This is a genomic window from Synechococcus sp. CBW1006 (assembly GCF_015840525.1).
Classification (GTDB): domain Bacteria; phylum Cyanobacteriota; class Cyanobacteriia; order PCC-6307; family Cyanobiaceae; genus CBW1002.
This window is the reverse complement of record NZ_CP060396.1, coordinates 1,496,611-1,521,256: the sequence shown is the minus strand read 5'-3', so window position 1 is coordinate 1,521,256 and position 24,646 is coordinate 1,496,611. Positions and strand designations below refer to the sequence as shown.

Genomic DNA, 24,646 nt, shown 5'->3' with positions numbered 1-24,646 from the left:
GGAGTCTCCCATCAACTGCCTACGGCAGGAGGAATGGGATGACAACAGACAAGCCGCTACCGATTACCAAGGTGATGGTCTGGAAGGCCTATCAACAGGTGAAACGGAACGGACAGGCGGCCGGTGTGGATGGCCAAAGCCTGGACGACTTCAACAAGGATCTGGAGAATAATCTCTACAAACTCTGGAATCGGATGGCATCAGGAAGTTATCTTCCGCCACCAGTTCGGCGTGTGGAGATTCCCAAATCCGGTGGAGGCGTCAGGCCGCTGGGTATCCCGACGGTTGCTGATCGCATCGCACAGATGGTGGTCAAGCAGGTGCTGGAGCCAGAGCTGGAGCTGATCTTTGATCAGGATTCCTACGGCTACAGACCGGGCAAGTCAGCGCATCAGGCAGTAGAGGTCTGCCGTCAGCGCTGCTGGAGGTCCAACTGGGTTCTCGATCTCGACATCAAGGGGTTTTTCGATGCTATCGATCACGACCTGTTGATGCGCGCGATCAAGGCCCATACCTCCGAGCGCTGGGTGGTGCTCTACCTGCAACGATGGCTGCAGGCACCGGTTCTGTTGCCGGATGGCACGCTCCATCCCAGGGACCGGGGCACACCGCAAGGTGGTGTCATCAGTCCACTGCTGGCCAATCTGTTCCTGCACTATGCGTTTGATGTGTGGATGCGCCGGAGCCACCCGGCCATTGCCTTTGAGCGCTATGCAGATGATGTGATCTGTCATTGCCACAGCGAGAAGGAAGCTCGGCGGTTGCTGGAGGCATTGCAGGATCGCTTTGCGTCCTGTGGCCTCCAGCTTCATCCCCAGAAGACCCAGGTGGTCTACTGCAGGGATAGCAACCGCCGGGCACCGTTTGCTGATGTCACGTTCACGTTTCTTGGTTTCGCGTTTCGGCCACGTGTGTCTCGCAATTCTCGCGGAGTCATCTACACAGGCTTTTTGCCGGCAGTGAGTCCGCAGGCTCTCCAGCGTATGCGGGAGAGGATTAGGTCGATAGGGCTTCCATCGCTCGTGTATCTGTCGCTTGAGGAGATCGCTAAAGTGCTGAATCCAGTGATTCGTGGCTGGATTCAGTACTACGGTCGTTTCTATAGGACAGAACTGATCAGGAAGTTGTATCGCTACCTGGATGACAGAATTGCAGCCTGGTTACGGCAGAAGTACAAAAGGCTGCGGGGTCGTCGGCTCCAAAGCTGGCGAGTACTTGCCAGGATCAGGTCTGGACATCGTGATCTGTTCGCGCACTGGCGTCGAGTCAGTGAAGTGGCATGTGGATGATGGGAGCCGTATGACGCGAGAGTGTCACGTACGGTTCTGTGAGCACCTCGGGGGGAAGTTCCCCGGGGTGACTCGACATGGTTCGTCTGGTTGAGGTGGTTCTCGAACCAGGGAAACGGGCCTGCCCACCCCTTGCAACGCCAGCCGCTGGGCCAGCCACCTGAGGTGCGCGGCCCACCCCGGCTACGCCGGGGTGGGGGTGCCGGGGGATTTACACCAAGCCTTGGGACGCCAGCACTGGACGCATGGGCTTATCTGCTAAGCTCCACGACAATAGAGTTATGAACTTGTGGCCAAAAAGACTGGAAAGACGAATCTTCGTCAACAATTCAATGGACTCTATGTCTTTGGAGACAGCCTGAGCGATTACGGCTCCCGTGCCGCCGAGGCACAGCTCAATGTCTTTGCCCCTGATGCGTCGCCCCCCTGGAGCGGAGTGACCTTCAGCAATAGCCAGAGCAATTGGCAAACAGACCTATCAAAAACCCTGGGCCTGCGACCAGGACGCCTCACCAATCAAGATAACCTTCCAGCCGATCCCTACTTTCTTTATGCTAACAGCCTAGTCAGCCCACCAGAGCTGACTGCTCAAACACGCCAGGGGACCTCTTATGCCATGGGTGGAGCGACCAGTGGCTTCACCACGCTGTATCAATTCACTGATCCCACGACTTCTACCGCGCTCGGCCTTGACAATCTTGGCGTTGCTTCCCAGATTTTCACAGCACTCAACCAACAAAACGTACGCATTGATAGCGACGAACTCGCCGTCGTTTGGGCGGGTGGCAATGATCTACTAGTGGCCTTTGGCGGCGAGCAACCACTCGATGCCACCCTCAACCAACTGATCGAACAACTACGCAACGACCTGGAGACTGTCTTGCGATTCGGCGGTGCACGCCAAGCCATGTTGTCTGCTGTCACCCCGATCCAAGGCGAAGTGAATGGCGTGCCTTACCAAGCCCCATTCCTCTCAGGCTTGATTCTGGCGGGAAGCTCCCCCACGGCCCCAGAGTGGCTGAAAGGATGGGTGAATAGCATTAATGAAGGGGTGATCGAAGATTTTCGCAATAATGTTCAGGCCATGGTGGACGAGGTTCAAAGAGCTTTTCCATACGCCAGTCTGATCAACTTTAACCCAGAATACGAAGCGCAATACGAAGAGTTTGGAAAACGATTAGGTGACTTTGCCAGCTATGGCATCGACAGCACCCTCAGCCCTGCACAGAGCCCTGTGGGAACAGATGGCAAGGCGGTCAACAGCTACGCCTATTTCGACGACATTCATCCCACCAGAAGCGGCCACAAAATGCTGGGCAATGCCATCGAGCTACAACTGCAAAGTGCCCGCCGTCGTACAGAAGCCGCCACACTCACCAACACCATTGAGAGCCGTGCTTCTGTGATCATTGGCAGTGATGAAAACGACCTAATTATTGGCAAAGGCAATAATCAGAAACTATTGGGGCGACGCGGCAATGACGTACTCATCGGTCGCGGCAACCAAGAACTGCTCGATGGTGGCCGTGGTGATGATTTCCTGGAGGGCGGGGGTGGGAATGAACGACTACGTGGTGGTACCGGGGCAGACTTCTTCAGCTTTAGCCGTGCAGATACAGAGCCTGGAGAAATCGATCGCATCCTTGATTTCAATGCTCAGGAAGGCGACCGCTTGGGCATCAATGCCGTTCTTGGGATAACGAATAGCCTGACGGGGCAAAGCTGGACGTACATTGATTCGGCACCATTCAGCGGAGCAGCTGGCCAGCTTCGCTTTGCGGATGGACTTTTGCAAGGTGATCTCAATGGCGATGGTATTGCCAATCTTCAAATTCAATTGGATGGAGCTATAACATTCAGCACCGACTGGATCAGCTGAGCTTCGCATCAATGCCCGCAGCCCAGATTAATAAAAGTTTCTCTCCACAATTTGCTCGACAACCACATCCGGATCATAAATCTCAACCATTTTTTTGACACGATTAAGGTCTGGGTACTCCCAAATATATACAACCTCTCCAAATGCCCTGCTAAAATATGGAATCAAGGCTTCAAAAAAGAATCGCGAAAGACAAGGGCTCGCATTTTCTTGGTATTGCAGAAAGTTTTGACGGCCTCTCCAATGCCAGACTTGCTTGATGGATCGATTTTAGGATTGCATTCATTTCTCCCAAACGCAGCAGATGTATCTTGAGTTTTAATAAAATCTGCATTCATAAAAGTAGCAAGGTCGCCAGTCTTAGGCTTCAGATTAGGTTTTGTTGAGTACAGGGTGGGGCACTCAAGTTTTTATCAAGAAGAAGACTAAGCTTTGACAAAATAAAGTACTGGGCAACATTTGCCCCATCATTATTCCAGTGTGTATCGCTGTTATGGTAAAGATCTGACAGGCCACCTCTTTTCTTAAAGGGCACCTCGATAAATCAACAAGCCAATGCAATATGCCTAATCTGAGCTAATATTAGATTGATGACATTCTAATTCTGCAGTGGGTCAGAGAGGCTTCTGGGACGAACAGCAAAGAGTCGCAAAGCTCAAGGAGAAGAAGCCGGTTCTTCAGCGACTTTCTGAATCGATCCCTTGGGATTCATTCCGCCCACTGCTTGACAAGGGCTATGTCCATGAGCGCAAGACTAATGCAGGGCGCAAGAGGATTGATCCGCTGATCCTTTTCAAGATGCTCGTTCTCCAGCAGCTTTTCAACCTCAGCGATGAAGAGCTTGAATTTCAGGTGAATGACAGGCGCTCCTTTGAGGAGTTTGTCGGGCTTGGTGTGATGAACAGCATTCCTGATGCCACCACAGTCGCCTTCTTCAGAGAGCGACTGCGCAAGGCGGAAGTTATCGAGGAGCTCTTCGAGATGTTTGAGGCATACCTCCGCTCCCAGGGCCTCCAAGCCCGCGGTGGCCAGATCATCGATGCAACTCTTGTTCCGGTTCCCAAGCAACGCAATACCCGCGAGGAGAACAAAGAAATCAAAGCCGGGAGGCTGCCGGAGGGCTGGGATGAAAACCCAGATCGCTTGCAGCAGAAGGATTTAGATGCTCGCTGGACAAAAAAGAACGGCATCAGTTACTACGGTTACAAGAACAGCATCTGTATCGATGTTGACCATGGATTCATCCGCCGATATGCTGTCACTCCTGCCAACATTCACTGAGGTGGGTGCCTTTTATTGGACAGTTCCGGCCCCTGACATCGTTAACCCAGGACGGGTGGAACATGGTTCGGCCTCAGTGTAGACCGCGTGGGGAGTTTTGCCTCCAAGGGAACTGTGAGGTCTTACATGGCAATACCGCCACAGGAAGCGGGCCAGGCTGATTTCAGCGTCCCAGCCATCGCTGTATGCCCGTAGGTAGACCTCCTCGTACTTGACAGTCCTCCACAGCCGTTCAACAAGGATGTTGTCGTAGCACCGCTTTCTGCCGGACCAGCTGATCTGGATCCGCTCCCCTTTGAGTCTGGCCACAAAGTCAGCGGACGTGAACTGACAGCCTTGATCGGAGTGGAAGATCTCTGGCCTACGGCCGCCTCCCAAGGCCATCTCCAGGGCCTCCAGACAGAACTTCGTGTCAAGGCTGTTGGAGAGCCTCCAGCTGAGCACATGCCTGGAATGGAGATCCATGATCGCCACCAGATAGAGGAACCCTTTCTGCAGAGGGATGTAGGTGATGTCGGTCGCCCAGACCTGATCCACCGACGTGACCTGCGTGAGGTCCACCAGGCAGGGGAACCGCACGGACGGATCACCTGGAACCGTCGTCCGGGGCTTCTGGTAGATCGCCCGTAATCCCATGCGCCGCATGAGGTTTCGCACTCGATCTCGGCTGATCGGGATACCATCTTGGGCCAGATAGTCCACCATCCGGCGGCTGCCGCTGCAGGGATCCTCCAGGTAGAGAGCATCGATCCTGGCCATGATCCGCAGCGTCGATACACGGACCGGTGTCGGCCGGTAGTACAGCGTGGATCGAGGCAGCCCCAGCAGCGCACACTGCCTGCTGATGCTGAGCTCGGGGTGGTCGTGATCGACCAGCTTGCGCAGTTCACGGGCATCAGAGCAGTTGAGACTTTTTTTGAGCCACTCCAGCTCCATCTGCAGCCGTCCGATCTGCTGGAACAGCTCCGCCTCCTTGGCCTGCCCCTCCTCCTTGTCCTTGGTCTTCTTGCCTCGGGTGAAGAGCTCGCTGGCACCGTCCAGGAGCTGCCGCTTCCACTGGCTCACCTGGATCGGGTGGATGGCGTGGTCGGCGGCGATCTCCTGGATCGTCTTGCGGCCACTGATCGCCTCCATGGCGACCCTGGCCTTGAACTCGGGGCTGTGGGTGCGGCGCTTGCTCATCGGTGGGAGCCCCTTTCAGGGGCGGTACCCCGCCTCAGAGGTTAACGATGGGGCCTGTCCAGAAAAGCCAGACCACCTCACACGACAGCCAGTTGCTCCCACGCTTGCTGGATCCAGAAAACGAACATGACTTTGTTTGGGCAGACTCAGCGTATTCAGGTGAATGCTTTGAGGATCTTCTGAGTCTAGGTGGCTTCGAAAGCCTGATCCATGAAAAAGGTGCTCGCAATCATCCTCTCAGCGACAAAGCCAAGGAACTGAATCGTGTCAAGTCGTCAATCAGAGCTTGTGTGGAGCATGTCTTCGGCTGCATGACTATGTCCATGGGTGGAAAACTGACAAGAAAAATTGGGCTAGAAAGGAATGATGCTTGGTGGGGCCTCAAGAACCTGACCTTCAACTTCCTTCGTTATCTCCAGCGCTCTTCCCATATAGCAACTGTTGCATGAATCTCCCAGAGAAGCTCCCATAGTTCAGGAGATCTCGTCAATAGACGATATAAGGCTCTCATGCTCTGCCGCCTCTTCGGCGGCTTTTTCGTGTCCACAGAGACCTTGCGAATAGCTGATTATTCGAGGTGGCCTAAAGTCAATCAGAGGAGGCTTTAGGTCAAGATACGGGAAGTCGTAGCTAGAAGAAATTACATGCTTGACAAGCTCTAGCCCTTTTTTATTTTTAACTTTACTTGCCAGATAATCAGGAAGATAATTAGCGTAGATCGTATGCTTGTTGGGCGCAATGGTTAGTAAATACTTAATATTTTTTGAACGAAGCCATTCGTAAATGCGAGACCTTTCCTCAAGAGTATCGACTAATTCCTCTTTACTACTAGCATCGTTGCCTTTGATGCCAAAAAGTTGAGGGTATTTTTTTGAAATCATCGAACCCAGAAAGAACCAGCCCTCTTTGCCGATAGAAACGTCTGGAGAAGGTGAATCGCCAATATTAATTTTTATAGCAGCGTGCGTGCGCGAGAGTTCATCGCGAAAAGCTAATTGATCAGCAGCAAAACTATCTAATTGAGAAAAAAGACTCTTAATATCAGAAAAATTTAATTGACTTCTAGTGGTTAGCTCTCGTTTTTCAAGTGAAGACACACTTTTGTCATCTTTAGCAAGAGTAATTATGCAAGTGATCAGCAGAGAAGCCGGGAAAGCAAGTAAGATCAAGCTCTTAATTTTCATCGAGTTAAAATCGAAAATAAATAAATGGATTATACGTTCCTGCTGCTACTTTCAGAAGAGATAGCCAAAACAGGACTAAGGGTAGATTTCCGTTTACACATTCTGAAATCAAGCTCAATATCTCCATAGGAATAAATTTAAACTGATTACTTACAAGGACTTTGAGCCAACAGTATAGTCTCACAGGAATTTTTGTCGCAAACAAAAAGCCCATAACACTGATTATTATAAACTCATTAGAAGGCGGTGCCGCATAGAAAAGATCATTAAATGAAATTATACTTCCAGGCTGAGGCATTAGAATTCCAAAAAATTGAGTCAACCTAGAAAGATCCTCAACTCTGAATATCATCCAACCAATAGCGACGACTAACATTGTGTAAAAGTGCGCCAATAAAGATGGTATCTTAATCAGAATTTTCGCAAGGGCACCTCGATAAATCAACAAGCCAATGCAATATGCCTAATCTGAGCTAATATTAGATTGATGACATTCTAATTCTGCAGTGGGTCAGAGAGGCTTCTGGGACGAACAGCAAAGAGTCGCAAAGCTCAAGGAGAAGAAGCCGGTTCTTCAGCGACTTTCTGAATCGATCCCTTGGGATTCATTCCGCCCACTGCTTGACAAGGGCTATGTCCATGAGCGCAAGACTAATGCAGGGCGCAAGAGGATTGATCCGCTGATCCTTTTCAAGATGCTCGTTCTCCAGCAGCTTTTCAACCTCAGCGATGAAGAGCTTGAATTTCAGGTGAATGACAGGCGCTCCTTTGAGGAGTTTGTCGGGCTTGGTGTGATGAACAGCATTCCTGATGCCACCACAGTCGCCTTCTTCAGAGAGCGACTGCGCAAGGCGGAAGTTATCGAGGAGCTCTTCGAGATGTTTGAGGCATACCTCCGCTCCCAGGGCCTCCAAGCCCGCGGTGGCCAGATCATCGATGCAACTCTTGTTCCGGTTCCCAAGCAACGCAATACCCGCGAGGAGAACAAAGAAATCAAAGCCGGGAGGCTGCCGGAGGGCTGGGATGAAAACCCAGATCGCTTGCAGCAGAAGGATTTAGATGCTCGCTGGACAAAAAAGAACGGCATCAGTTACTACGGTTACAAGAACAGCATCTGTATCGATGTTGACCATGGATTCATCCGCCGATATGCTGTCACTCCTGCCAACATTCACGACAGCCAGTTGCTCCCACGCTTGCTGGATCCAGAAAACGAACATGACTTTGTTTGGGCAGACTCAGCGTATTCAGGTGAATGCTTTGAGGATCTTCTGAGTCTAGGTGGCTTCGAAAGCCCCCCCAGTGTCAGCAAACGAAGCTGGCGTCCCAAGGCTTGGTGTAAATCCCCCGGCACCCCCACCCCGGCGTAGCCGGGGTGGGCCGCGCACCTCAGGTGGCTGGCCCAGCGGCTGGCGTTGCAAGGGGTGGGCAGGCCCGTTTCCCTGGTTCGAGAACCACCTCAACCAGACGAACCATGTCGAGTCACCCCGGGGAACTTCCCCCCGAGGTGCTCACAGAACCGTACGTGACACTCTCGCGTCATACGGCTCCCATCATCCACATGCCACTTCACTGACTCGACGCCAGTGCGCGAACAGATCACGATGTCCAGACCTGATCCTGGCAAGTACTCGCCAGCTTTGGAGCCGACGACCCCGCAGCCTTTTGTACTTCTGCCGTAACCAGGCTGCAATTCTGTCATCCAGGTAGCGATACAACTTCCTGATCAGTTCTGTCCTATAGAAACGACCGTAGTACTGAATCCAGCCACGAATCACTGGATTCAGCACTTTAGCGATCTCCTCAAGCGACAGATACACGAGCGATGGAAGCCCTATCGACCTAATCCTCTCCCGCATACGCTGGAGAGCCTGCGGACTCACTGCCGGCAAAAAGCCTGTGTAGATGACTCCGCGAGAATTGCGAGACACACGTGGCCGAAACGCGAAACCAAGAAACGTGAACGTGACATCAGCAAACGGTGCCCGGCGGTTGCTATCCCTGCAGTAGACCACCTGGGTCTTCTGGGGATGAAGCTGGAGGCCACAGGACGCAAAGCGATCCTGCAATGCCTCCAGCAACCGCCGAGCTTCCTTCTCGCTGTGGCAATGACAGATCACATCATCTGCATAGCGCTCAAAGGCAATGGCCGGGTGGCTCCGGCGCATCCACACATCAAACGCATAGTGCAGGAACAGATTGGCCAGCAGTGGACTGATGACACCACCTTGCGGTGTGCCCCGGTCCCTGGGATGGAGCGTGCCATCCGGCAACAGAACCGGTGCCTGCAGCCATCGTTGCAGGTAGAGCACCACCCAGCGCTCGGAGGTATGGGCCTTGATCGCGCGCATCAACAGGTCGTGATCGATAGCATCGAAAAACCCCTTGATGTCGAGATCGAGAACCCAGTTGGACCTCCAGCAGCGCTGACGGCAGACCTCTACTGCCTGATGCGCTGACTTGCCCGGTCTGTAGCCGTAGGAATCCTGATCAAAGATCAGCTCCAGCTCTGGCTCCAGCACCTGCTTGACCACCATCTGTGCGATGCGATCAGCAACCGTCGGGATACCCAGCGGCCTGACGCCTCCACCGGATTTGGGAATCTCCACACGCCGAACTGGTGGCGGAAGATAACTTCCTGATGCCATCCGATTCCAGAGTTTGTAGAGATTATTCTCCAGATCCTTGTTGAAGTCGTCCAGGCTTTGGCCATCCACACCGGCCGCCTGTCCGTTCCGTTTCACCTGTTGATAGGCCTTCCAGACCATCACCTTGGTAATCGGTAGCGGCTTGTCTGTTGTCATCCCATTCCTCCTGCCGTAGGCAGTTGATGGGAGACTCCAAACGGGATGATGCAACCCCTTGGCTCCGAGTCCGTTACAGACCCATCATCGCTACTACGGGTTGCTCCGCCCCTGCCACAGACATCGGTATTGACCCTCATGGTGGTGACCACTTGGGATGTTCCCTTGGCATTCCATGGCAGGTTCTCACGTTCCGCATCAGGGCCTGCGATGAGCTCGTGCCGTCTATACGCCGGCTGCCGTGTGGTCCATAGACAGGCTCTGTCCACACTGATCCAGGAGATTTGGGCCGCCTCCCGTTTTGGCAGCGTCTGAAATAGATATCGGCGCGTCATCAACGGTTCGCTTGCGCTCACCTTCTCGTCGCACACCTGACGGATCCAGTCCGCCGTTTCCCCGTCGCTCACCACCACGTCTTTTGAACGCAGCAGCACGGGGTGGTTTGGTACCAGCCCCTGCAGGCCGATCCCGGGAGGCCACACTCCCATCCCCGATGCAGTTTCATCAGCCTTGGCTTTCACCTGCTGACTCGTGACACACGCCCAAGACTTACTGTGCCGCACCCGACCTCGCGCCGCTACTGGATGGCAGCACTGCCGGTGAGTTGATCCCCGAGCTGGCCCGTTACGGCCTGCAGCAGCTGATCGAGCTGGAGGTCGCTGCCGTGCTGGGTGCCGACCGCCACGAGCGCACCGAGGAGCGGCTCGGCTATCGCAACGGTTACCGGCCCCGCAGTCTGACCACCCAGGTAGGCGACATCGACCTGCTGATCCCCAAACTGCGGGCTGGCAGCTTCCTGCCCTCGATCCTCGAGCCCCGTCGCCGGGTGGAGCAGGCCCTCTACGGCGTGATCATGGAGGCCTACATCTGTGGGGTCTCCACCCGCAAGGTGGATGCCCTGGTCGCCGCCCTGGGATCCCAGAGCGGTATCTCCAAATCCCAGGTCAGTCGCATCTGCCAGGACATCGACGAGCAGGTTCAGGCGTTTCTGAACCGGCCCCTGCAGGAGTCCGGCTACGCCTACGTCTACCTGGATGCCACCTACCTCCACGGCCGGCTGGGCAAGGCCCTGCAGGTCTGCTCAAGGGCCGTCGTCGTCGCCATGGGGGTCAACGCCGATGGTCGCCGTGAGCTGCTGGGCCTCAAGGTGGGCGACAGCGAAACCGAGGGCTTCTGGAGCGAGTTCATTGCCTCGCTCAAGGAGCGCGGCCTCACTGGCGTCAAGCTGGTGATCAGCGACGCCCACGTGGGCCTCACCAAGGCCATCAGGCGCCAGCTGCAGGGCTGTGTGTGGCAGCGCTGCCGCGTCCACTTCGCCCGCAACCTTCTCCAGCGCGTCCCCAAAGCCCACCAGGGCATGGTCACCGCCGCCCTGCGCTCGGTGTTCGCTCAGGAGGATGCCGGAGAGATCCTCAGCCGCTGGGATGACCTGGCCGCCTCGCTGGCGGAGCGCTTCCCCAAGGCCACCGAGCTCATGAACGAGGCCAGAGAGGACGTGCTGGCCTTCCGTCACTTCCCGCAGCCTCACTGGAAGAAGGTCTGGAGCACCAACCTGCTGGAGCGGGTCAACGAGGAGATCAAGCGCCGCACCCGCGTCGTCGGCATCTTCCCCAACGACGCGTCGATCACCCGCCTGGTGGGCGCGGTACGGTGACTTTCAGGGAAGGTGTCACTCCTTGGCTGCCACTCAGGCGGCCTGGATCAAAGGTAGCGCGAGGATCGGTTCGGGCTCCTCTGGTGGCTTGTTAATCCAAACTTTTTCGGGTTGACGCCAGCAGCGGGTGCTTCGGCTCCAGCGTGTTGGATTGGCCAGGCGAGCCTTCTCGTAGACCTCGGCTCGCTGCTGGCAAATGGCCTTGGCGGCTCCACTGTGGCGCTGGTGGGGCGTGACGAATTTGATGCCGCTGTGGCGGTGCCGATGGTTGTACCAGTCGACAAATGCCGCTACCCACTCGCACGCCTCCGCTTTGCAGGCAAACGGCCGATTAGGGTAGTCGGGCCGGTACTTGACCGTTCGGAACAGGGATTCCGAGTAGGGGTTGTCGTTGGAAACCCTTGGCCTCGAGAAGGATCTGAGCACGCCCATCTCCTCCAGGCGTGATTCCAGCGTCGCCCCACGCATGGCATTGCCGTTGTCGGCATGGAGGATCAGTGGCGGCTGCTGGCACTGCTGGCTGCCAAAGCCGCTGGGCCGCCGGTAGCGCTCCTTGAGACAGGCCCGCTGCACCAGATCCGCCGCGATCTCAGCCGACTCCACCTCGGCCACATCCCAGGCCACCACCTTGCGGCTCCAGACGTCGACCACCAGATAGAGGTACAGCCACACACCCCGCACCGTGGTCGGCAGGAAGCTGATGTCCCACGACCAGAGCGCATTGGGGCGATCCGCCCGCAGACGCGGCACGGAGCGCGGTTCCTGCGGCAGCCGGGCACGCCCGCGCCGGTGGCACTGCCCTGCCTGGTGCAACACCCGATAGAAACTGCTCTCGGAGCCGATATAGAGGTCCTGATCCGCCAGCGCTGGCACGATCTGCCCCGGCGGCAGCGAGGCGTACTCCGGCTGGTTGCAGGTGAGCAGGATCCGCTGGCGCTCCTCCTCGCTCAGGCGGTGAGCGACATCGCGGGGGCTGCCTTTACGGCGGTCCTTGCCGTCCCCATCACCACCAAAGGCCTTGCGCCAGCGTTTGAGGGTGCGCAGGCAGATGCCGATCTCACCGCAGGCGCTCACCAGGCAGGCGCCAGCGGTATTCGCCTCGCCGATCAGCTCGATCACCTTCCGCCGGTGCGCGGCGCTGGTCAGCCTTCCGCGTCCTCCGAGCAGAAGGCCTCCCACTTTTTTCGCAGCACCAGCAAGGCCGCCATCTCCGCCATGGCCTTTTCCTTGCGCTGCAGCTCCTTTTTGAGGGCCTTGATCTCGCGCTGGTCCTGGGCGCGGAGCTTCTCGAGCTCCTTCTGCTCTTTCAAGGTGAGCACTGGCTTTTCATTGGCATCCTGGGCCGCCTGCCGCCAGCGGCTCACCTGCTCAGGGAACAGGCCCCGCTCACGGCAGTAGGCGCCCAGCTCGGTGGCGTTCAGCCCCGCCGTCTCCAGCACAACCGTGAACTTGTCGGCAGCGCTCCAGCCCTCTGGTTCCTTCTCGGATGCCGGCACCACCTCCCCCTGCAACCGCCAGGTCTTCCTCCATTTGTAGAGGGTGATCACGTGGATGCCCAGCTCCTCTGAAATCCGAGCCACGGACTGCCTGTGCGGCGGGCTCATCCGCCTCCTCACATCAGCCTTGACGGCCTCGCTGTAACGACGCATGGGTCATTTCCTCAAGCCCCCGGATGAACGGATGAAAGGGGTGACATCTTTCCTGAACCGGGGGGGTATTGCTGGAGCAGCACGAGCACTGGCAGCTGGAGGGACGCCGCATGTTCTCAGCCGAGAGCATGGCCGCCATCCCGGAGCTGGAGGATCTGCCGGCCCTGCTCAGCGCCGCCGCCGCAGAGGTGCAAGACGCAGGCCCCAGGTGATTGAGGTGGCAGCGCCCCCACAGGGCGCAGCGGCCTCAATCGCCGCCCGGGGGCCGGCGCTGTAACCCCTGGGCTGCATAGAAGACCCCTGCCGCTCACAACACAGCCGCGATCAGACGAGAGACTTGACAAGTCAATCGCCTCATTTCATCGTGGAAAAACGAGGTGCATCTGCGCCTCAGGAATGACAGCCCGTCATTCCACCCTGTTCACCCTCTGAGTCAGGGCATTCGGGCCTCGGGTTTTACACCACGCAAAGGGACGCGGCCATCGTGGTGTTCAGATCCGAGTGGCCCATTCATTCCTGAATGGTTCGGATATCTTGTCCGCGCTCCCGCAGGTGAGTCGCAAAGGAATGGCGGAATGTGTGCCAACCGACAGGTTTAGCAAGGCCAGCACGTACAACGGCTTGTTTCACCGCCTTTTGGATCGCACTTGGATCCAGGTGGCGTCCTTCTTTTCCTATTGGATGCTCATTCCAGCGTTTGCGCTGCGGGAATACCCATGGCCAGTCCCATTGTCGTTCAGCATTGCGGTACTTTCGAGCCAAGGCTTGCGGCAGCATGATCGCTTCCCAGCCTTGAGCCCGATCCGCTCGATGGGTCCGCCGCACATCCTCCAGATGCTCCCGCAGTTGATCGCCCAGGCGATTCGGGAGCAGGGTGCGGCGATCCTTGCCGGCCTTGCTGTCACGCACCGCGTGCTCATGTCGGTCGAAATCCAGATCCTGCACCCGTAGCCGCAGGGCCTCAATCAACCGAAGCCCGCTGCCATAGAGCAATTCCGCCACCACCGGCAGCCGCCTCAGAGCCCGCACGACCCCCTCCAAGTCCAGGTCCCGCTCCAGCAGCTCGCGGTAGAGAAACAACAGAGCCGCCAGCGCCTGGTTCCTGGGTGGAGGCGCTCACCTGCAGATCGACCGCCAGATGGCTGAGGAACGCCTTCACCTCAGCGCTGCCCATCTCTCGCGGTAGCGCTGGACCAGGCCTCCCTACGCTGCCGTTGATCGTCGCCCCGTTCCGCCTTGCCCGCCAGCCTGCCTCCAGGACCCAAGGCCCGGCCCGAGGTGGAGTCGCTGCAGTCCTACAGCGCCCCCCTGGAGGGCAGGCGCGGCCTGCTGCGGCTCGATTTCAACGAGAACACCGTGGGGCCCAGCCCCCGGGTGGTGGAGGCGATTCGCGCCATCCCGGCCGACCACTACGCCATCTACCCGGAATACGACGGCCTGCGCGAGGCGGTGGTAGCCAACCTCAGTGCCACAACCCCAGGGCTGGTCCGGTCACTCGCCCCTGAGCAGGTTGGCCTGTTCAACGGCGTGGATGCCGCGATCCACGCCCTGTTCCAGGCCTATGGCGCGGCAGGAGACCGGCTGCTCACCACCAGCCCCACCTTCGGCTACTACACGCCCTGCGCCCGGATGCAGGGCATGGCGATCGAGGCGATTCCCTACGAGGAGCCGTCGTTCACGTTCCCGCTGGCCGCGATCCAGGCCGCGCTTCAGCCACCGGCGACTGGTGCTGCGGCTGGCGATGAAGCCCAGGCGAGCTGGACGCCACCTCGCATCCTGTTGCTCTGCAACCCCAACAACCCCACCGGCACCCGGCTGGCACCGAAGCGGATCCTGGAGCTGGCGGCGCTGGCACCCCACACCCTGGTGGTGGTGGATGAGCTCTATGAGGCCTTCACCGGCGACAGCGTGCTGCCGCTCCTGCTGCAGGCCAGCGGCGCCGCTGATCCGTTTGCGGCCTATCCGAACCTCCTGGTGCTGCGCTCCCTGGCCAAGACGGCCGGCCTGGCGGGGCTGCGCATCGGTTTCGCGATCGGGCCAGCAGCCGTGGTGGACCGGGTGAGCCGGGTCACCGGCCCCTACGACATCAACAGCTTTGCCGTGACTGCCGCCCATGCCGCCCTGGCTGACCAGCCCTATGTGGAGGCCTATGTGGCGGAGGTGCTGCGGGCCCGGGACTGGCTGGTGCAACGCCTGCGGGAGGCCGGTGTGCGCCACCACGTGGACGGGGGCAACTATCTGCTGCTTTGGCCCCAGGGGGATCCGGCTGAGGTGGAGGCCGAGTTGCGGCGAGCCGGCATTCTGGTGCGCTCGATGGCGGGCAAACCCCTGATCGATGGCTCCCTGCGGGTGAGCCTTGGAACGCTGGACCAGATGGAGTGCTTCTGGGCGGCCTATGCCGCCATCGAGCTCAGCGCATCACCATGATCTCGGTGCCCTCACTCAGCTTGCCCGGCAGGGTCACACTGCTGCCCACCCGCTTCACCGGGGTCCCAGCCATGGCCTGCAGAAAGGGCTCGACGCTGCCCTGGTCGCAATCCGGCTTCTCCTTGCCGCTGTTGTGCTGAACGGGGATCACCCGGCGAGGCTTCAGTTCCCGCACAACCTCCGCCGCCTCGGCACCGGTATAGACCTTCGCGCCACCGCCGACCCCGATGATCAGCACATCCGGTGTGCCCAGCAGCACCCGATCGGCCGGGGCCAGCCTGGCGGCGGTACCGCCCAGGTGGGCGAAGGTGAGTCCACCCTGCTGCCAGCGCCACAGGGTGGACTGCCCGAAGCGGCGGCCCCCGACCCGGTCATGGGGTGCGGCGACCCCCTCGATCTGCAGGCCCGCGACGCGATAGGAACCCGGAGTCACCAGCATGCGGCCGCTGGCCACCGGGGCCCCTTCATCCAGCAGGCGACTGCTGGCCAGGATCACATCGGCACCCACCCGCGGCTCGCTGAGTCCCGCGGCACAACCCACGGCCTTGAACGGATTCACCAGCACGGTGGCGCCGCCGCCACGGATCAACAGGGCGCTGTGGCCATAGCTGGTGATGGTTACCCCGCCTGCAGCCAGCGCAGCCGGGGTGAGGGCCGCTCCTGCCAGGGTGGTTCCCGCCAGCACGCTGGTGGCCGTGAGCGTCGCCAGGGGGCGGAATCGGCGGAAACCGGCAACAGCCATGGGATGGGGGAGGCGGCCCCAAGGGCCCTTGCGTGGCGCGAAACTAGCAGCGATGGGGCGCCAGAACAGTTTGGCCGGGCTGCTCAGCGACTGGCCTGGCGCTGGTTGCTCGGATGCAGGCTGGCCTGCCGCAGAAAGTTGGCCAGCAGCGCATGGCCGTTCTGGGTGAGCACGCTTTCGGGGTGGAACTGCACCCCCTCGATATGGGGATGGTCACGGTGCCGCAGGCCCATGATCGTGCCGTCGTCGAGCCAGGCCGTGATCTCCAGGCACTCCGGCAGGCTGGCGCGCTCGGCGATCAGGCTGTGATACCGCGTGGCGGTGAGGGGATCAGGCAGGCCGGCGAACACCCCTTCGCCGCCATGGCGCACCGGAGAGGTCTTGCCGTGCATCAGCTCCGCCGCCCGCACCACTCGCCCTCCATACACCTGGGCAATGGCCTGGTGGCCCAGGCACACCCCCAGGGTGGGCACGGTGGGGCTGAGCTGCCGCAACACCTCCAGGCACACACCCGACTGATCTGGATCGCCCGGGCCGGGGGAGATCAGAATCGCGGCGGGGGCGAGTTCCCGGATCTGCTCCAGGCTGAGGGCATCGTTGCGTTCCACCCGCAGCTCAGCAGCCAGGGGATGGTCCGTCGCCAGCTCGCCCAGATACTGCACCAGGTTGAACGTGAAGCTGTCGTAGTTGTCGAGGACCAGCAGCATGGGAGCCTTCGGGCGCCGGCAGGCGCCGCATCGATCGCCCCATTCAACGTTGCCGCCTCAGCAGCGGGATGGCTTGGCAGGGCGCAGCCTCAGAGGCCCAGCCGCAGCATCAGCGGCGGCAGCAGCAACAGGCCCGCCACCAGCAGCGAGGCCAGGGCCGCCACCAGCACAGCGGCGGCGGCGCAGTCTTTGGCGATCTTGGCCAGGGGGTGGAAGGATCGCCCGATCGCAAGGTCGACCACGGCTTCGGTGGCGGTGTTGAGCAGCTCCAGCACCAGCACCGTCGCCACCGTGAGCACCAGCACCGCGAGCCGGTCGGCGCTCAGCCCGAGCCAGAGGCCCAGGGAGAACACCACCACCCCCGTGCCCACATGGATGCGGAAGTTGCGCTGGCTGCGGAAGCCATAGATCACGCCCTGCGCTGCGTAGCGAAAGCTGGAGGGCAGATCCCCTGCCACGGTCCAGGCACCCAGTCGGGGTTTGCGGCTGCGGGAAGTCCCTTGCGTGCTCATCGCCAGGCCGCTGGGCTCATGCAGCGTGAGGATGGGGGGCTCGTGCGGAACCTGCATGGCATCGGTACCGGCAACGCGTCTCTTGGCGCACCCTACCGCCGGTTTTCGGCCTGACCAGTCCTGATCAAACGCTCCTGCAGGGCCAGCATGGCCGCGAGGCTGGGCTCATCGGGATGGTCCCAGCCGAGCAGGTGAAGCAGGCCATGGCTGGCCAGGAACAGCAGCTCATCCTTGAGCGTGTTGCCAGCATCTCCGGCCTGGCGAGCGGCGGTTTCCAGCGAGATCACGATGTCGCCAAGCTCCAGGGCCTCCAGCTCCATCCCAGCCGCCATCGGCAGATCGGGGAACTGTTCGCCTTCAGCGGTCTCCTGGGCGGCGAAGGCGAGCACGTCCGTGGCGCCATCCTTCTGCCGCCAGGAGGCGTTGAGTTCGGCGATTGCGGCATCGCTGCAGAGGCTGAGGCCAAGGCTGTAGGCCCTTGCCTGCAATGTGCCGGGCAGCTCCGGCCTCAGCTCCGCCAGCCAGCGCCCCAGGTGCTCGCTCCAGGGTTCCAGCCCCGCCACGGCATCGGCCAGGGGCGCTGCCGCTGCCAGCAGAGCGGCTTCCAGGCTGTCGTCCGCCTGGAAGGCCAGGTCAAGGTCGAGCTCGTTGGGGTCGATCTCGATGGTGGAGTCGGCGGGCATGGCGTCAGCCCGTGGGGGGCAGGGTGGGCCGGCCCAGCCAGGCGATCAGCACCAGAAATCCGCACAGGCCCAGGGCGGTGAGACCGAAATGCACCAGGCTCTGGCGTCCCTTGCGCACCATGTTGCGCATGGCCAGTTTCACGAAACTGGCCGGTGGCGCCTGCGGGTCTGGTGAAGAATCCGGCATCAAGGAAAAGAGACGGGAGAGCGTTCGTTTGCGCCTGTTCAGTGTCGGCGTTTCAGACGCCGATCGTGAGCCCGGAGGTTCAGTCGTTGCTTCACAGTCCTGCGCATCGGTCCGGCGCCTCAGTCCGGCGCTTCGGTGGCCATCTCCACCCCCTGGTGCAGCAGGCTCTCGATGAAGGGGTCCAGGTCACCATCCATCACGCCCTGCACGTCGGTGGTTTCGTGCTGGGTGCGCAGATCCTTCACCATCTGGTAAGGGTGGAACACGTAGTTCCGGATCTGATTACCCCAGGCCGCTTCCACGATGTCGCCACGGATGTCGGCGATTTCAGAGGCCCGCTGCTCCTGGGCGATCACCAGCAGCTTGGCCATCAGCAGCGCCATCGCCTTCTCCTTGTTCTGCAGCTGGGAACGTTCCTGGGTGCAGCGCACGAACAGGCCGGTGGGGATGTGCAGGATCCGCACGGCCGTCTCCACCTTGTTGACGTTCTGGCCGCCGGCACCGCCCGAACGGGAGGTGGTGATCTCCAGGTCCTTGTCCGGGATGTCGAGTTTCACCTCCTCATCCAGCTTCGGCATCACCTCCACACCAGCGAAGCTGGTCTGGCGCTTGTCGTTGGCGTTGAACGGCGAGATCCGCACCAGCCGGTGGGTGCCCTTTTCATTGCGCAGGTAGCCGTAGGCGTAGCGGCCCTCGATCTCGATCGTGCAGCTCTTGATCCCCGCCTCCTCCCCTTCCGAGAGTTCGTCCACGGTCACCTTCATGCCGTGGTCTTCAGCCCAGCGCGTGTACATGCGCATCAGCATCAGGGCCCAGTCCTGGGCGTCGGTGCCGCCGGCACCGGCATTGATCGAAATCACGGCGCCCTCCTTGTCGTAGGTGCCGGAGAGCAGCCGCTCCAGCTCCCAGCGGTCCAGATCGGAACGCAGGGTGGCGAGGCCGCTGCTGGCCTCCTCCAGCAGGTCATCGTCGGGCTCCAGCCCGTACAGCTCCAGGGTGGCTTCGGCGTCGTCCACGGCGCCGCGCCAGCGGGCCAGCTGCTCGAGCTGGCTCTTCACATCGTCGAGCAGGCGCATCTGGCGGCGCGCCTCCTGCTGGTCATCCCAGAAATCGGGCTGGGAGGCCAGCTGCTCGAGGTCGCGCTGGCGGGCTTTCAGGGCCGGTACGTCAAAGACAGTCCTGGGCATTGCCCAGGCGGTCGGTGAGCTCGGACAGATCGCGTTTGAAGTCGGTGAGGTCGAGCACCGTGGAGGGAGGTCGCATGGGGCGACCGTATCAGCGCAGTTGCTCGTCAAGCCAGTCGAAGACGATCTCCTCCGCCACCTGGGCACCCACCGGCTGGTCGTGCAGGGAGGCCCCTTCGGCCGCCGTGAGACGCACCAGCCGCTTCTGGCTCGGAGGCAGGGCGGTCAACAGGGCAAAGGCCTGCTCCGACTGGTCGGCAAAGGCCCAGTCCCCCTGGTTGGCCAGCACCAGGCTGGGAATCCGGATGCGCTGCCAGTCGCTGCGGAAATCGAAGGGCAACATCGCTTCGAGCAGGCCGTAGTAATCGGAGGGCGGCTGGCCGGCCCTGGCCTCCAGCAGCACCTGGCGGCTGAAGATCTCGCCCCGCTTGTGAATCTGGAACCGCTCGGTCGGGCTCAGGGAGGGCCAGGCGGCCTGCAGTCCGGCATTCACCTGGCGGCGCACCTGCTGCTGCTCGCGGCTCCCAGCCCCCTGGCTGCGTTGCACGGCGGCCATGCTGGTCTGATCACCCCAGAGGGGGGCAAAACTCCAGGCCGCCGGTTCGAACACCACCGCATCCAGCCCGCTGAGCGCGGCCGCGGCCCGGGCGCAGAGCATGCCACCGAAGGAGATCCCGATCAGGGCCACCCGCCCCACGTCGCTGCGTTGACGCACCGCATCCAGCACCGGACCCACCACCTGGTCCCAGTCGGGGGTGAAGGGGATCTGCCGCTGGAACAGCAGCGACATCTGGCCGGGCCCCTCGAACAGGACAACGTTGTATCCCCGGGCCAGGGCAGCGGTGACGCCGAACTGCATCGTTTCGACGTTCTGCCCGTCGCTGCCCTCGCTGATCAGCACCGTGGGGCGCGCTCCGCTTCCGCCAGGGGCGGGGAAGAAGGTGACAGGAAGCTCTCCGAAGCGCGAGGCCACCACGAACCGTTCGACCCGGGGCTCCAGGAGGCGGATCGCCTGCAGCCAGCGGCGCTGGGCAGAGGCAAAGAGAGCCTCCTCGCGCGCGCCATCGCCGCTGCCGAGCACGAAGAACAGCTGCTGGGCGGCGCAGGTGGCGGCGCGGAACCAGCGGTGGCGGGAGGTGACGGGGTGCGCACTGGCCTGCTCGGCCAACTGTTCGAGCCGATCTCCGGCGCTGCCGAAGGCCTCGACCAGGGCATCGAAGGCAGCCGTGGGTGGATCGGAAGGGTTGCCGCTGCGGGCACGGATCACCTGGGCGATCCGCAGCACTTCTCCCACCTCCGCCGTCTGGGAGCTGGCACCGCCGAGGGCGAACAGAACCTGGTCGTTGAAGACGGGCGCCGCCAGCAGCTGCAACGGCGTGACCGGCAGTCCCGAAGACTCGCCTGCCGACGGCCTGGCCTGCGCCCTCCAGGGAACCGTGCCGGCCACTGCACTCGACGCCGCGACCAGCAACAGGTGGCGGCGTGTCCATGTCATGGCCCAGCCCTCAGCCCCCTGATCACCATGCCCAGCCGTGCCGCTGTTCACTTCTAGGATCCACCCTTCCGCCTGAGTTGAGGAGATGGCCGCCAACGTTGAGATCTACACCTGGCGGTATTGCCCGTTCTGCATTCGCGCCAAGCAGCTGCTGGAGCGCAAGGGAGTGCCCTACACCGAGTACGGCATCGATGGCGACCATGCCGCCCGGGCGGCGATGAGCGAGCGGGCCGATGGGCGCACGAGCCTGCCCCAGATCTTCATTGATGGCCAGGGCATCGGGGGCTGCGATGAGTTGCATGCCCTCGATCACAAGGGCCAGCTCGATCCCCTCCTGGGCAGCTGACGGTGAGCGTCCTTCCGCCCCCCGGTTCCGCCTCCCAGCTGTTCCTGATCGATCCGATCGCCCGGCTCAATCCCGCCAAGGATTCGAGCGTGGCCCTGATGCAGGCGGCTCAACGGGCCGGCCAGGAGGTCTGGGTGGCCACCATCGCCGACCTGTCGGCCGCACCGCCAGTCAGCGGCGTTGACGACCGCGGCCATCGTGCCTGGGTGTGGGCCCAGCCGGTATGGCTGGAGCCGATGGTGGCCGATCCGGCGGGCTGGCAGGTGCCCCAGCCCTGGTACCGGGCCGAGTCACCACGCTTGCTGCCCCTCGAAGCGTTTCCCCGGGTCTGGATGCGCAAGGATCCGCCCGTGGACGAGGCCTACCTCTATGCCACCCATCTGCTGGAGCTGGCCGAGCGCCAGGGGGTGCGGGTGCTCAACCGGGCCGCCTCCCTGCGCGGCTGGAACGAGAAAGTCGGTTCCCTGCGCTTCAGCCACCTGATGGCGCCCTCGCTGGTGAGTGCCCGGGTGGAGCAGTTGGCCGCCTTTGCCGCCGAGCACGGCGATGTGGTGCTCAAGCCCCTGGGTGGCCGGGCCGGTCAGGGGGTGGTGCGCAGTGCGGCCTCAGCCCCCGGACTCACGGCCCTGCTGGAGCTGGTGACCCAGCAGGAACGGTTGCCGGTGATGGTGCAGGCCTTCCTGCCGGGGGTGACGGCCGGCGACAAGCGCATCCTGCTGGTGGACGGCGAACCGCTCGGGGCCGTGAACCGCAAGCCCCTGCCGGGTGAGTTCCGCAGCAACCTGGCGGTGGGTGGGGCGCCGGAGGTCACCGAGCTGACGGAGGCGGAGCGGCGGATCTGCGCCGAACTGGCCCCGGTGCTGCGGGCGGAGGGTCTGTTCTTCGTGGGGATCGATGTGATCGATGGCCGCCTCAGCGAAATCAACGTGACCAGCCCCACCGGTGTGCGGGAAGTCGAACGGCTGGCGGGGCAGCCGCTGGCGGATCTGACGATCGAGCGGTTGCTGGCACAGGGCTGAAGCAACCCCACCTGAACCACGCCGGCGCGCCCCCTCAGAGCCCGTTGCCGCACTGGCGGCAGAAGCGGGCATCGCCCTGGTGCCCCCCCTTGCCGCAGCTGGGGCAGCGCCGCACCTGCTCCTGGCGGCGGCGTGCCTGCTGAATCCCCACCGTGAGGATGCCGGTGGGCACCGCGATGATGCTGTAGCCCAGCAACATCACGATCGAGGCGACGAAGCGCCCCAGGGGGGTGACCGGCGCGACATCGCCATAGCCCACGGTGGTCACGGTGACCACGGCCCAGTAGATCCCGACCGGGATGCTGACGAAGCCGCCGGATTCGCCCTCGATCAGATACATCAGAGCTCCGATGATGACCACCAGGAGCACCATGGTCATCAGAAAGACGATGATCTTGCGCCGGCTGGCCACTATCGCCCGCCAGAGCAGCTCCGATTCCTGCAGATATTCGCCCAGCTTGAGGATCCTGAAAACCCGCAGCAGCCGCAGGATCCGTACCACCAGAAAGTATTTGGTTCCCGCCAGCATCAACCCCAGGAAACTGGGCAGGATCGCGATCAGATCCACCACGCCGAAGAAGCTGGTGGCATACCGCAGCGGCTGACTGGTGCACAACAGCCGCAGCACGTATTCGAGACCGAACAGCAATGTGAAGCCCCATTCCAGCCCCTCGAAGAGATGGGGATGGCTCAAGGCCACGCGGCTGTCGCTTTCCAGGATCACCGCCAACACGCTGGCGCTGATGGCGATCAGCAGCAACAGGTCAAAGGCCTTGCCCGCCGGCGTGTCCGCCTCGACAATCACCCGATGGAGGGTGGCGCGGCCAAAGTGCTGGCGCAGCAGCAGGCCACTGACCAGCAGACCGCTCAGCAGCAACAGCAGAACGAGCAGGGGGGCCATGGCCGGCTAGGGGCAGGAGCGGTGCAGAAACCCGAGGCAGCGCTCGTGCATCAATGCGGCATCGGAGCCAGCGGCAGATTGAGCTGCTGCTGCAGCACCCCCAGCTTGAGGGCGACCTCCTGCAGTTCCCGCTCCGCCACCGAGCCCTGCACCAACCCGGCGCCGGCGGTGAGTTCCAGCTCGCGGCCGCGCAGGGTCCCACTGCGGATCGCCACCCGCAGCTCGGCATCCCCCTCGCTGTCGATCCAGCCCAGGGGCGCGGCGTAAGTACCTCGCTCGAAGGGCTCGAGGCTGCGCAACCAGGCCATGGCCTCCCGCCGGGGCAGGCCGGCCACCGCCGGAGTGGGATGCAGGGCCGCGGCCAGGGCCAGGGGTTGCTGTTCCCCGAGGCTGGCGGTGATCGGGGTGTGCAGATGCACCAGCTGGCCGTGGCGGGCCAGCCGCGGTCGCCGCGGCCGGCGCGGATCGAGACCGGCCTCGCGCAGCACCTCGGTGATCGCCTCCACCACCAGCTCGTGTTCATGCCGATCTTTGACGGAGCCGGGCAACAGATCGGCCGCCGGGCCGATCGGAGCCGTGCCGGCCAGGGCATCGCTGCGCAGCTGGCCCTGGCGCACCGTGAGCAGCCGCTCCGGTGACGCGCCCAGCAACACCCCACCCTGGGCCTGCTGCCAGAGGAAGCGACAGCTGCCGGGCTGGCGCAGGCGCAGCTGGGCCAGGAGCAGGAGGGGATCCAGGGGGCGATCCAGCTCCAGCCGCTGGCGCACCGCCAGCACCAGCTTGCGCAGCACCCCCGTCTCCACCAGCTCCAGGCCTCGAGCCACCGCCTCGCGGTAGCCCTCCTGCCAGGGGGAGCTGTGCAACAGGCGGACCCCCAGCAAATCGCCCGCCGGTTCGGCAGACGGCGGCAGTGTGCGCAACAGCTCGGCCTGCTCCCAGAGCTCCTCCGCCACCGAGCGGGGGGTCACGTCGCCGCCGAGGCTGCGCTGCAGCCGCAGCCAGCAGTGGCGCCCCTGGCGGCTGAGCTGCCAGCGCGGCAGTACCGCCTCCACCCCGGCCACGCCCTGGCCGTCCTGCAGGGGGCTGTCGAAGAAGGAGAAGGCCAGCAGCACCCGCGGCCGGGCCAGGGGCGGGCAGGCCTGCGGCGCCACCGCCAGCCGGCTGAGGCTCACGGCGCTGAAGCGCTGGGCCAGCTCGAAGCGACGCGGTCCGCTCAGCTCCAGACTGTGGGTCTTGCCGCTGGCGGCCAGGCAGAGGCCGGGAGCGCTGTCCCAGAGGAAACGGAACCGCTGGCCGTTGGGGAGATGGGCCAGCAGCGCCATCGGGTCTCGCGCGGCCAGCGGCAACGCCAGGCTCAGCACCCCGTCGTCTTCCAGCTGGCTGGCCCCCTGGGCCGCCGCGGCAAGGAGCTCCGTGAAGCTCGCCTCCGGCAGGGAGGGCTCCGCGAGAAACGACGGGAGTGGGGAGGTGACGCTGGGTGGAGCCTGCACCGGGTGGCGCCGAAGCGGCTGCTCAAATGTA

General features: G+C 61.8%; 25 protein-coding genes. 10 read left to right on the top strand and 15 right to left on the bottom strand.

Going from position 1 to position 24,646, the window contains the following annotated elements; all coding sequences use genetic code 11:
- Positions 1-38 precede the first annotated feature (38 nt).
- From ltrA (H8F26_RS07245) to H8F26_RS07235, 3 genes are all read left to right on the top strand, one after another.
- A complete protein-coding gene (ltrA, locus tag H8F26_RS07245; RefSeq protein ID WP_231597922.1) occupies positions 39-1,289 on the top strand; it encodes a group II intron reverse transcriptase/maturase in 1,251 nt (416 codons plus the stop codon).
- Positions 1,290-1,578: 289 nt separating this feature from the next.
- Positions 1,579-3,168, top strand: a complete 1,590-nt coding sequence (locus tag H8F26_RS07240; RefSeq protein ID WP_197158555.1) for an SGNH/GDSL hydrolase family protein — start codon at positions 1,579-1,581, stop codon at positions 3,166-3,168.
- Between the two features lie 609 nt (positions 3,169-3,777).
- On the top strand, positions 3,778-4,449 hold the full coding sequence (locus tag H8F26_RS07235) for an IS5 family transposase (RefSeq protein ID WP_231605529.1): 672 nt from the start codon (positions 3,778-3,780) through the stop codon (positions 4,447-4,449).
- Between the two features lie 12 nt (positions 4,450-4,461).
- Here H8F26_RS07235 and H8F26_RS07230 read toward each other — a convergent pair whose 3' ends face one another.
- Entirely contained in the window at positions 4,462-5,631 is a 1,170-nt protein-coding gene (locus H8F26_RS07230) for an IS3 family transposase (RefSeq protein ID WP_197158554.1), read from the bottom strand.
- Positions 5,632-5,678: 47 nt separating this feature from the next.
- On the opposite strand from H8F26_RS07230, the gene H8F26_RS07225 reads away from it, so the two are divergent.
- On the top strand, positions 5,679-6,080 hold the full coding sequence (locus tag H8F26_RS07225; RefSeq protein ID WP_197158553.1) for a transposase: 402 nt from the start codon (positions 5,679-5,681) through the stop codon (positions 6,078-6,080).
- A gap of 24 nt (positions 6,081-6,104) precedes the next feature.
- Here H8F26_RS07225 and H8F26_RS07220 read toward each other — a convergent pair whose 3' ends face one another.
- The gene (locus H8F26_RS07220) at positions 6,105-6,815 is read right to left on the bottom strand and encodes a hypothetical protein (RefSeq protein WP_197158552.1); all 711 of its coding nucleotides are present in this window, start codon (positions 6,813-6,815) and stop codon (positions 6,105-6,107) included.
- A 506-nt stretch (positions 6,816-7,321) separates the two neighbouring features.
- On the opposite strand from H8F26_RS07220, the gene H8F26_RS07215 reads away from it, so the two are divergent.
- A complete protein-coding gene (locus tag H8F26_RS07215) occupies positions 7,322-8,185 on the top strand; it encodes an IS5 family transposase (RefSeq protein WP_231605528.1) in 864 nt (287 codons plus the stop codon).
- Positions 8,186-8,368: 183 nt separating this feature from the next.
- Here the strand turns inward: H8F26_RS07215 and ltrA (H8F26_RS07210) are convergent, their stop codons facing one another.
- Positions 8,369-9,619, bottom strand: coding sequence for a group II intron reverse transcriptase/maturase (gene ltrA / locus H8F26_RS07210; protein WP_231597922.1), 1,251 nt, complete (start codon positions 9,617-9,619; stop codon positions 8,369-8,371).
- A 604-nt stretch (positions 9,620-10,223) separates the two neighbouring features.
- Here ltrA (H8F26_RS07210) and H8F26_RS07205 point away from each other — a divergent pair.
- Positions 10,224-11,273 (top strand): IS256 family transposase, encoded by a 1,050-nt coding sequence (locus H8F26_RS07205; protein ID WP_231605527.1) that lies wholly within the window; start codon positions 10,224-10,226, stop codon positions 11,271-11,273.
- 33 nt (positions 11,274-11,306) lie between these two features.
- On the opposite strand, the gene H8F26_RS07200 is transcribed toward H8F26_RS07205, so the two are convergent.
- Together H8F26_RS07200 and H8F26_RS19300 are read right to left on the bottom strand one after the other, a co-directional pair.
- Positions 11,307-12,452, bottom strand: a complete 1,146-nt coding sequence (locus H8F26_RS07200) for an IS3 family transposase (RefSeq protein ID WP_231605526.1) — start codon at positions 12,450-12,452, stop codon at positions 11,307-11,309.
- Positions 12,416-12,877 (bottom strand): helix-turn-helix domain-containing protein, encoded by a 462-nt coding sequence (locus H8F26_RS19300; protein WP_231605525.1) that lies wholly within the window; start codon positions 12,875-12,877, stop codon positions 12,416-12,418. The genes H8F26_RS07200 and H8F26_RS19300 overlap by 37 nt, the downstream gene beginning before the upstream one ends.
- Before the next feature lie 113 nt (positions 12,878-12,990).
- On the opposite strand from H8F26_RS19300, the gene H8F26_RS07195 reads away from it, so the two are divergent.
- On the top strand, positions 12,991-13,134 hold the full coding sequence (locus tag H8F26_RS07195; RefSeq protein ID WP_197158551.1) for a hypothetical protein: 144 nt from the start codon (positions 12,991-12,993) through the stop codon (positions 13,132-13,134).
- A gap of 298 nt (positions 13,135-13,432) precedes the next feature.
- Here H8F26_RS07195 and H8F26_RS07190 read toward each other — a convergent pair whose 3' ends face one another.
- Entirely contained in the window at positions 13,433-14,002 is a 570-nt protein-coding gene (locus tag H8F26_RS07190; RefSeq protein WP_231605524.1) for a tyrosine-type recombinase/integrase, read from the bottom strand.
- Between the two features lie 156 nt (positions 14,003-14,158).
- Here H8F26_RS07190 and H8F26_RS07185 point away from each other — a divergent pair, with 156 nt between their 5' ends.
- Entirely contained in the window at positions 14,159-15,349 is a 1,191-nt protein-coding gene (locus tag H8F26_RS07185; protein WP_197158550.1) for a histidinol-phosphate transaminase, read from the top strand.
- Here H8F26_RS07185 and H8F26_RS07180 read toward each other — a convergent pair.
- The 7 genes from H8F26_RS07180 to H8F26_RS07150 form a co-directional block, all read right to left on the bottom strand.
- Complete coding sequence (locus H8F26_RS07180) at positions 15,333-16,091, bottom strand: MBL fold metallo-hydrolase (protein WP_197158549.1); 759 nt, start codon at positions 16,089-16,091, stop codon at positions 15,333-15,335. The two genes, H8F26_RS07185 and H8F26_RS07180, sit on opposite strands and share 17 nt — an antisense overlap.
- Positions 16,092-16,174: 83 nt before the next feature.
- Positions 16,175-16,798 (bottom strand): aminodeoxychorismate/anthranilate synthase component II, encoded by a 624-nt coding sequence (locus H8F26_RS07175; protein ID WP_197158548.1) that lies wholly within the window; start codon positions 16,796-16,798, stop codon positions 16,175-16,177.
- A gap of 89 nt (positions 16,799-16,887) precedes the next feature.
- Positions 16,888-17,310, bottom strand: coding sequence for a diacylglycerol kinase family protein (locus tag H8F26_RS07170; protein WP_197159046.1), 423 nt, complete (start codon positions 17,308-17,310; stop codon positions 16,888-16,890).
- A gap of 92 nt (positions 17,311-17,402) precedes the next feature.
- Positions 17,403-17,993: an rRNA maturation RNase YbeY gene (gene ybeY / locus H8F26_RS07165; RefSeq protein WP_197158547.1), complete on the bottom strand. Its 591-nt coding sequence runs from the start codon at positions 17,991-17,993 to the stop codon at positions 17,403-17,405.
- A gap of 4 nt (positions 17,994-17,997) precedes the next feature.
- Positions 17,998-18,180: a DUF3285 domain-containing protein gene (locus H8F26_RS07160; protein ID WP_197158546.1), complete on the bottom strand. Its 183-nt coding sequence runs from the start codon at positions 18,178-18,180 to the stop codon at positions 17,998-18,000.
- Between the two features lie 119 nt (positions 18,181-18,299).
- A protein-coding gene (gene prfB / locus H8F26_RS07155; RefSeq protein ID WP_197159045.1) for a peptide chain release factor 2 occupies positions 18,300-19,425 on the bottom strand; the annotation gives its coding sequence in 2 pieces (ribosomal slippage) (positions 18,300-19,349 and positions 19,351-19,425; 1,125 coding nt in all).
- A gap of 30 nt (positions 19,426-19,455) precedes the next feature.
- Positions 19,456-20,859: an alpha/beta fold hydrolase gene (locus H8F26_RS07150; RefSeq protein WP_197158545.1), complete on the bottom strand. Its 1,404-nt coding sequence runs from the start codon at positions 20,857-20,859 to the stop codon at positions 19,456-19,458.
- 85 nt (positions 20,860-20,944) lie between these two features.
- On the opposite strand from H8F26_RS07150, the gene grxC reads away from it, so the two are divergent.
- The gene (gene grxC, locus H8F26_RS07145; RefSeq protein WP_197158544.1) at positions 20,945-21,205 is read left to right on the top strand and encodes a glutaredoxin 3; all 261 of its coding nucleotides are present in this window, start codon (positions 20,945-20,947) and stop codon (positions 21,203-21,205) included.
- 2 nt (positions 21,206-21,207) lie between these two features.
- Positions 21,208-22,224, top strand: coding sequence for a glutathione synthase (gene gshB, locus H8F26_RS07140; protein WP_197158543.1), 1,017 nt, complete (start codon positions 21,208-21,210; stop codon positions 22,222-22,224).
- A 34-nt stretch (positions 22,225-22,258) separates the two neighbouring features.
- On the opposite strand, the gene H8F26_RS07135 is transcribed toward gshB, so the two are convergent.
- Together H8F26_RS07135 and H8F26_RS07130 are read right to left on the bottom strand one after the other, a co-directional pair.
- On the bottom strand, positions 22,259-23,125 hold the full coding sequence (locus H8F26_RS07135) for an ion transporter (RefSeq protein ID WP_197158542.1): 867 nt from the start codon (positions 23,123-23,125) through the stop codon (positions 22,259-22,261).
- Between the two features lie 50 nt (positions 23,126-23,175).
- Positions 23,176-24,558 carry an isochorismate synthase MenF gene (locus tag H8F26_RS07130; RefSeq protein WP_197159044.1) on the bottom strand — a complete coding sequence of 461 codons (1,383 nt, stop codon included), beginning with the start codon at positions 24,556-24,558 and terminating at the stop codon, positions 23,176-23,178.
- Positions 24,559-24,646: the final 88 nt, after the last annotated feature.

Coding starts and splice junctions, on each gene's coding strand:
- ltrA (WP_231597922.1), top strand. CDS start 39: ATGACAACAGACAAGCCGCTACCGATTACCAAGGTGATGGTCTGGAAG.
- H8F26_RS07230 (WP_197158554.1), bottom strand. CDS start 5,631: ATGAGCAAGCGCCGCACCCACAGCCCCGAGTTCAAGGCCAGGGTCGCC.
- H8F26_RS07225 (WP_197158553.1), top strand. CDS start 5,679: ATGGGGCCTGTCCAGAAAAGCCAGACCACCTCACACGACAGCCAGTTG.
- H8F26_RS07220 (WP_197158552.1), bottom strand. CDS start 6,815: ATGAAAATTAAGAGCTTGATCTTACTTGCTTTCCCGGCTTCTCTGCTG.
- ltrA (WP_231597922.1), bottom strand. CDS start 9,619: ATGACAACAGACAAGCCGCTACCGATTACCAAGGTGATGGTCTGGAAG.
- H8F26_RS19300 (WP_231605525.1), bottom strand. CDS start 12,877: ATGAGCCCGCCGCACAGGCAGTCCGTGGCTCGGATTTCAGAGGAGCTG.
- H8F26_RS07180 (WP_197158549.1), bottom strand. CDS start 16,091: ATGGCTGTTGCCGGTTTCCGCCGATTCCGCCCCCTGGCGACGCTCACG.
- H8F26_RS07175 (WP_197158548.1), bottom strand. CDS start 16,798: ATGCTGCTGGTCCTCGACAACTACGACAGCTTCACGTTCAACCTGGTG.
- H8F26_RS07170 (WP_197159046.1), bottom strand. CDS start 17,310: ATGAGCACGCAAGGGACTTCCCGCAGCCGCAAACCCCGACTGGGTGCC.
- ybeY (WP_197158547.1), bottom strand. CDS start 17,993: ATGCCCGCCGACTCCACCATCGAGATCGACCCCAACGAGCTCGACCTT.
- H8F26_RS07160 (WP_197158546.1), bottom strand. CDS start 18,180: ATGCCGGATTCTTCACCAGACCCGCAGGCGCCACCGGCCAGTTTCGTG.
- H8F26_RS07150 (WP_197158545.1), bottom strand. CDS start 20,859: ATGACATGGACACGCCGCCACCTGTTGCTGGTCGCGGCGTCGAGTGCA.
- grxC (WP_197158544.1), top strand. CDS start 20,945: ATGGCCGCCAACGTTGAGATCTACACCTGGCGGTATTGCCCGTTCTGC.
- H8F26_RS07135 (WP_197158542.1), bottom strand. CDS start 23,125: ATGGCCCCCCTGCTCGTTCTGCTGTTGCTGCTGAGCGGTCTGCTGGTC.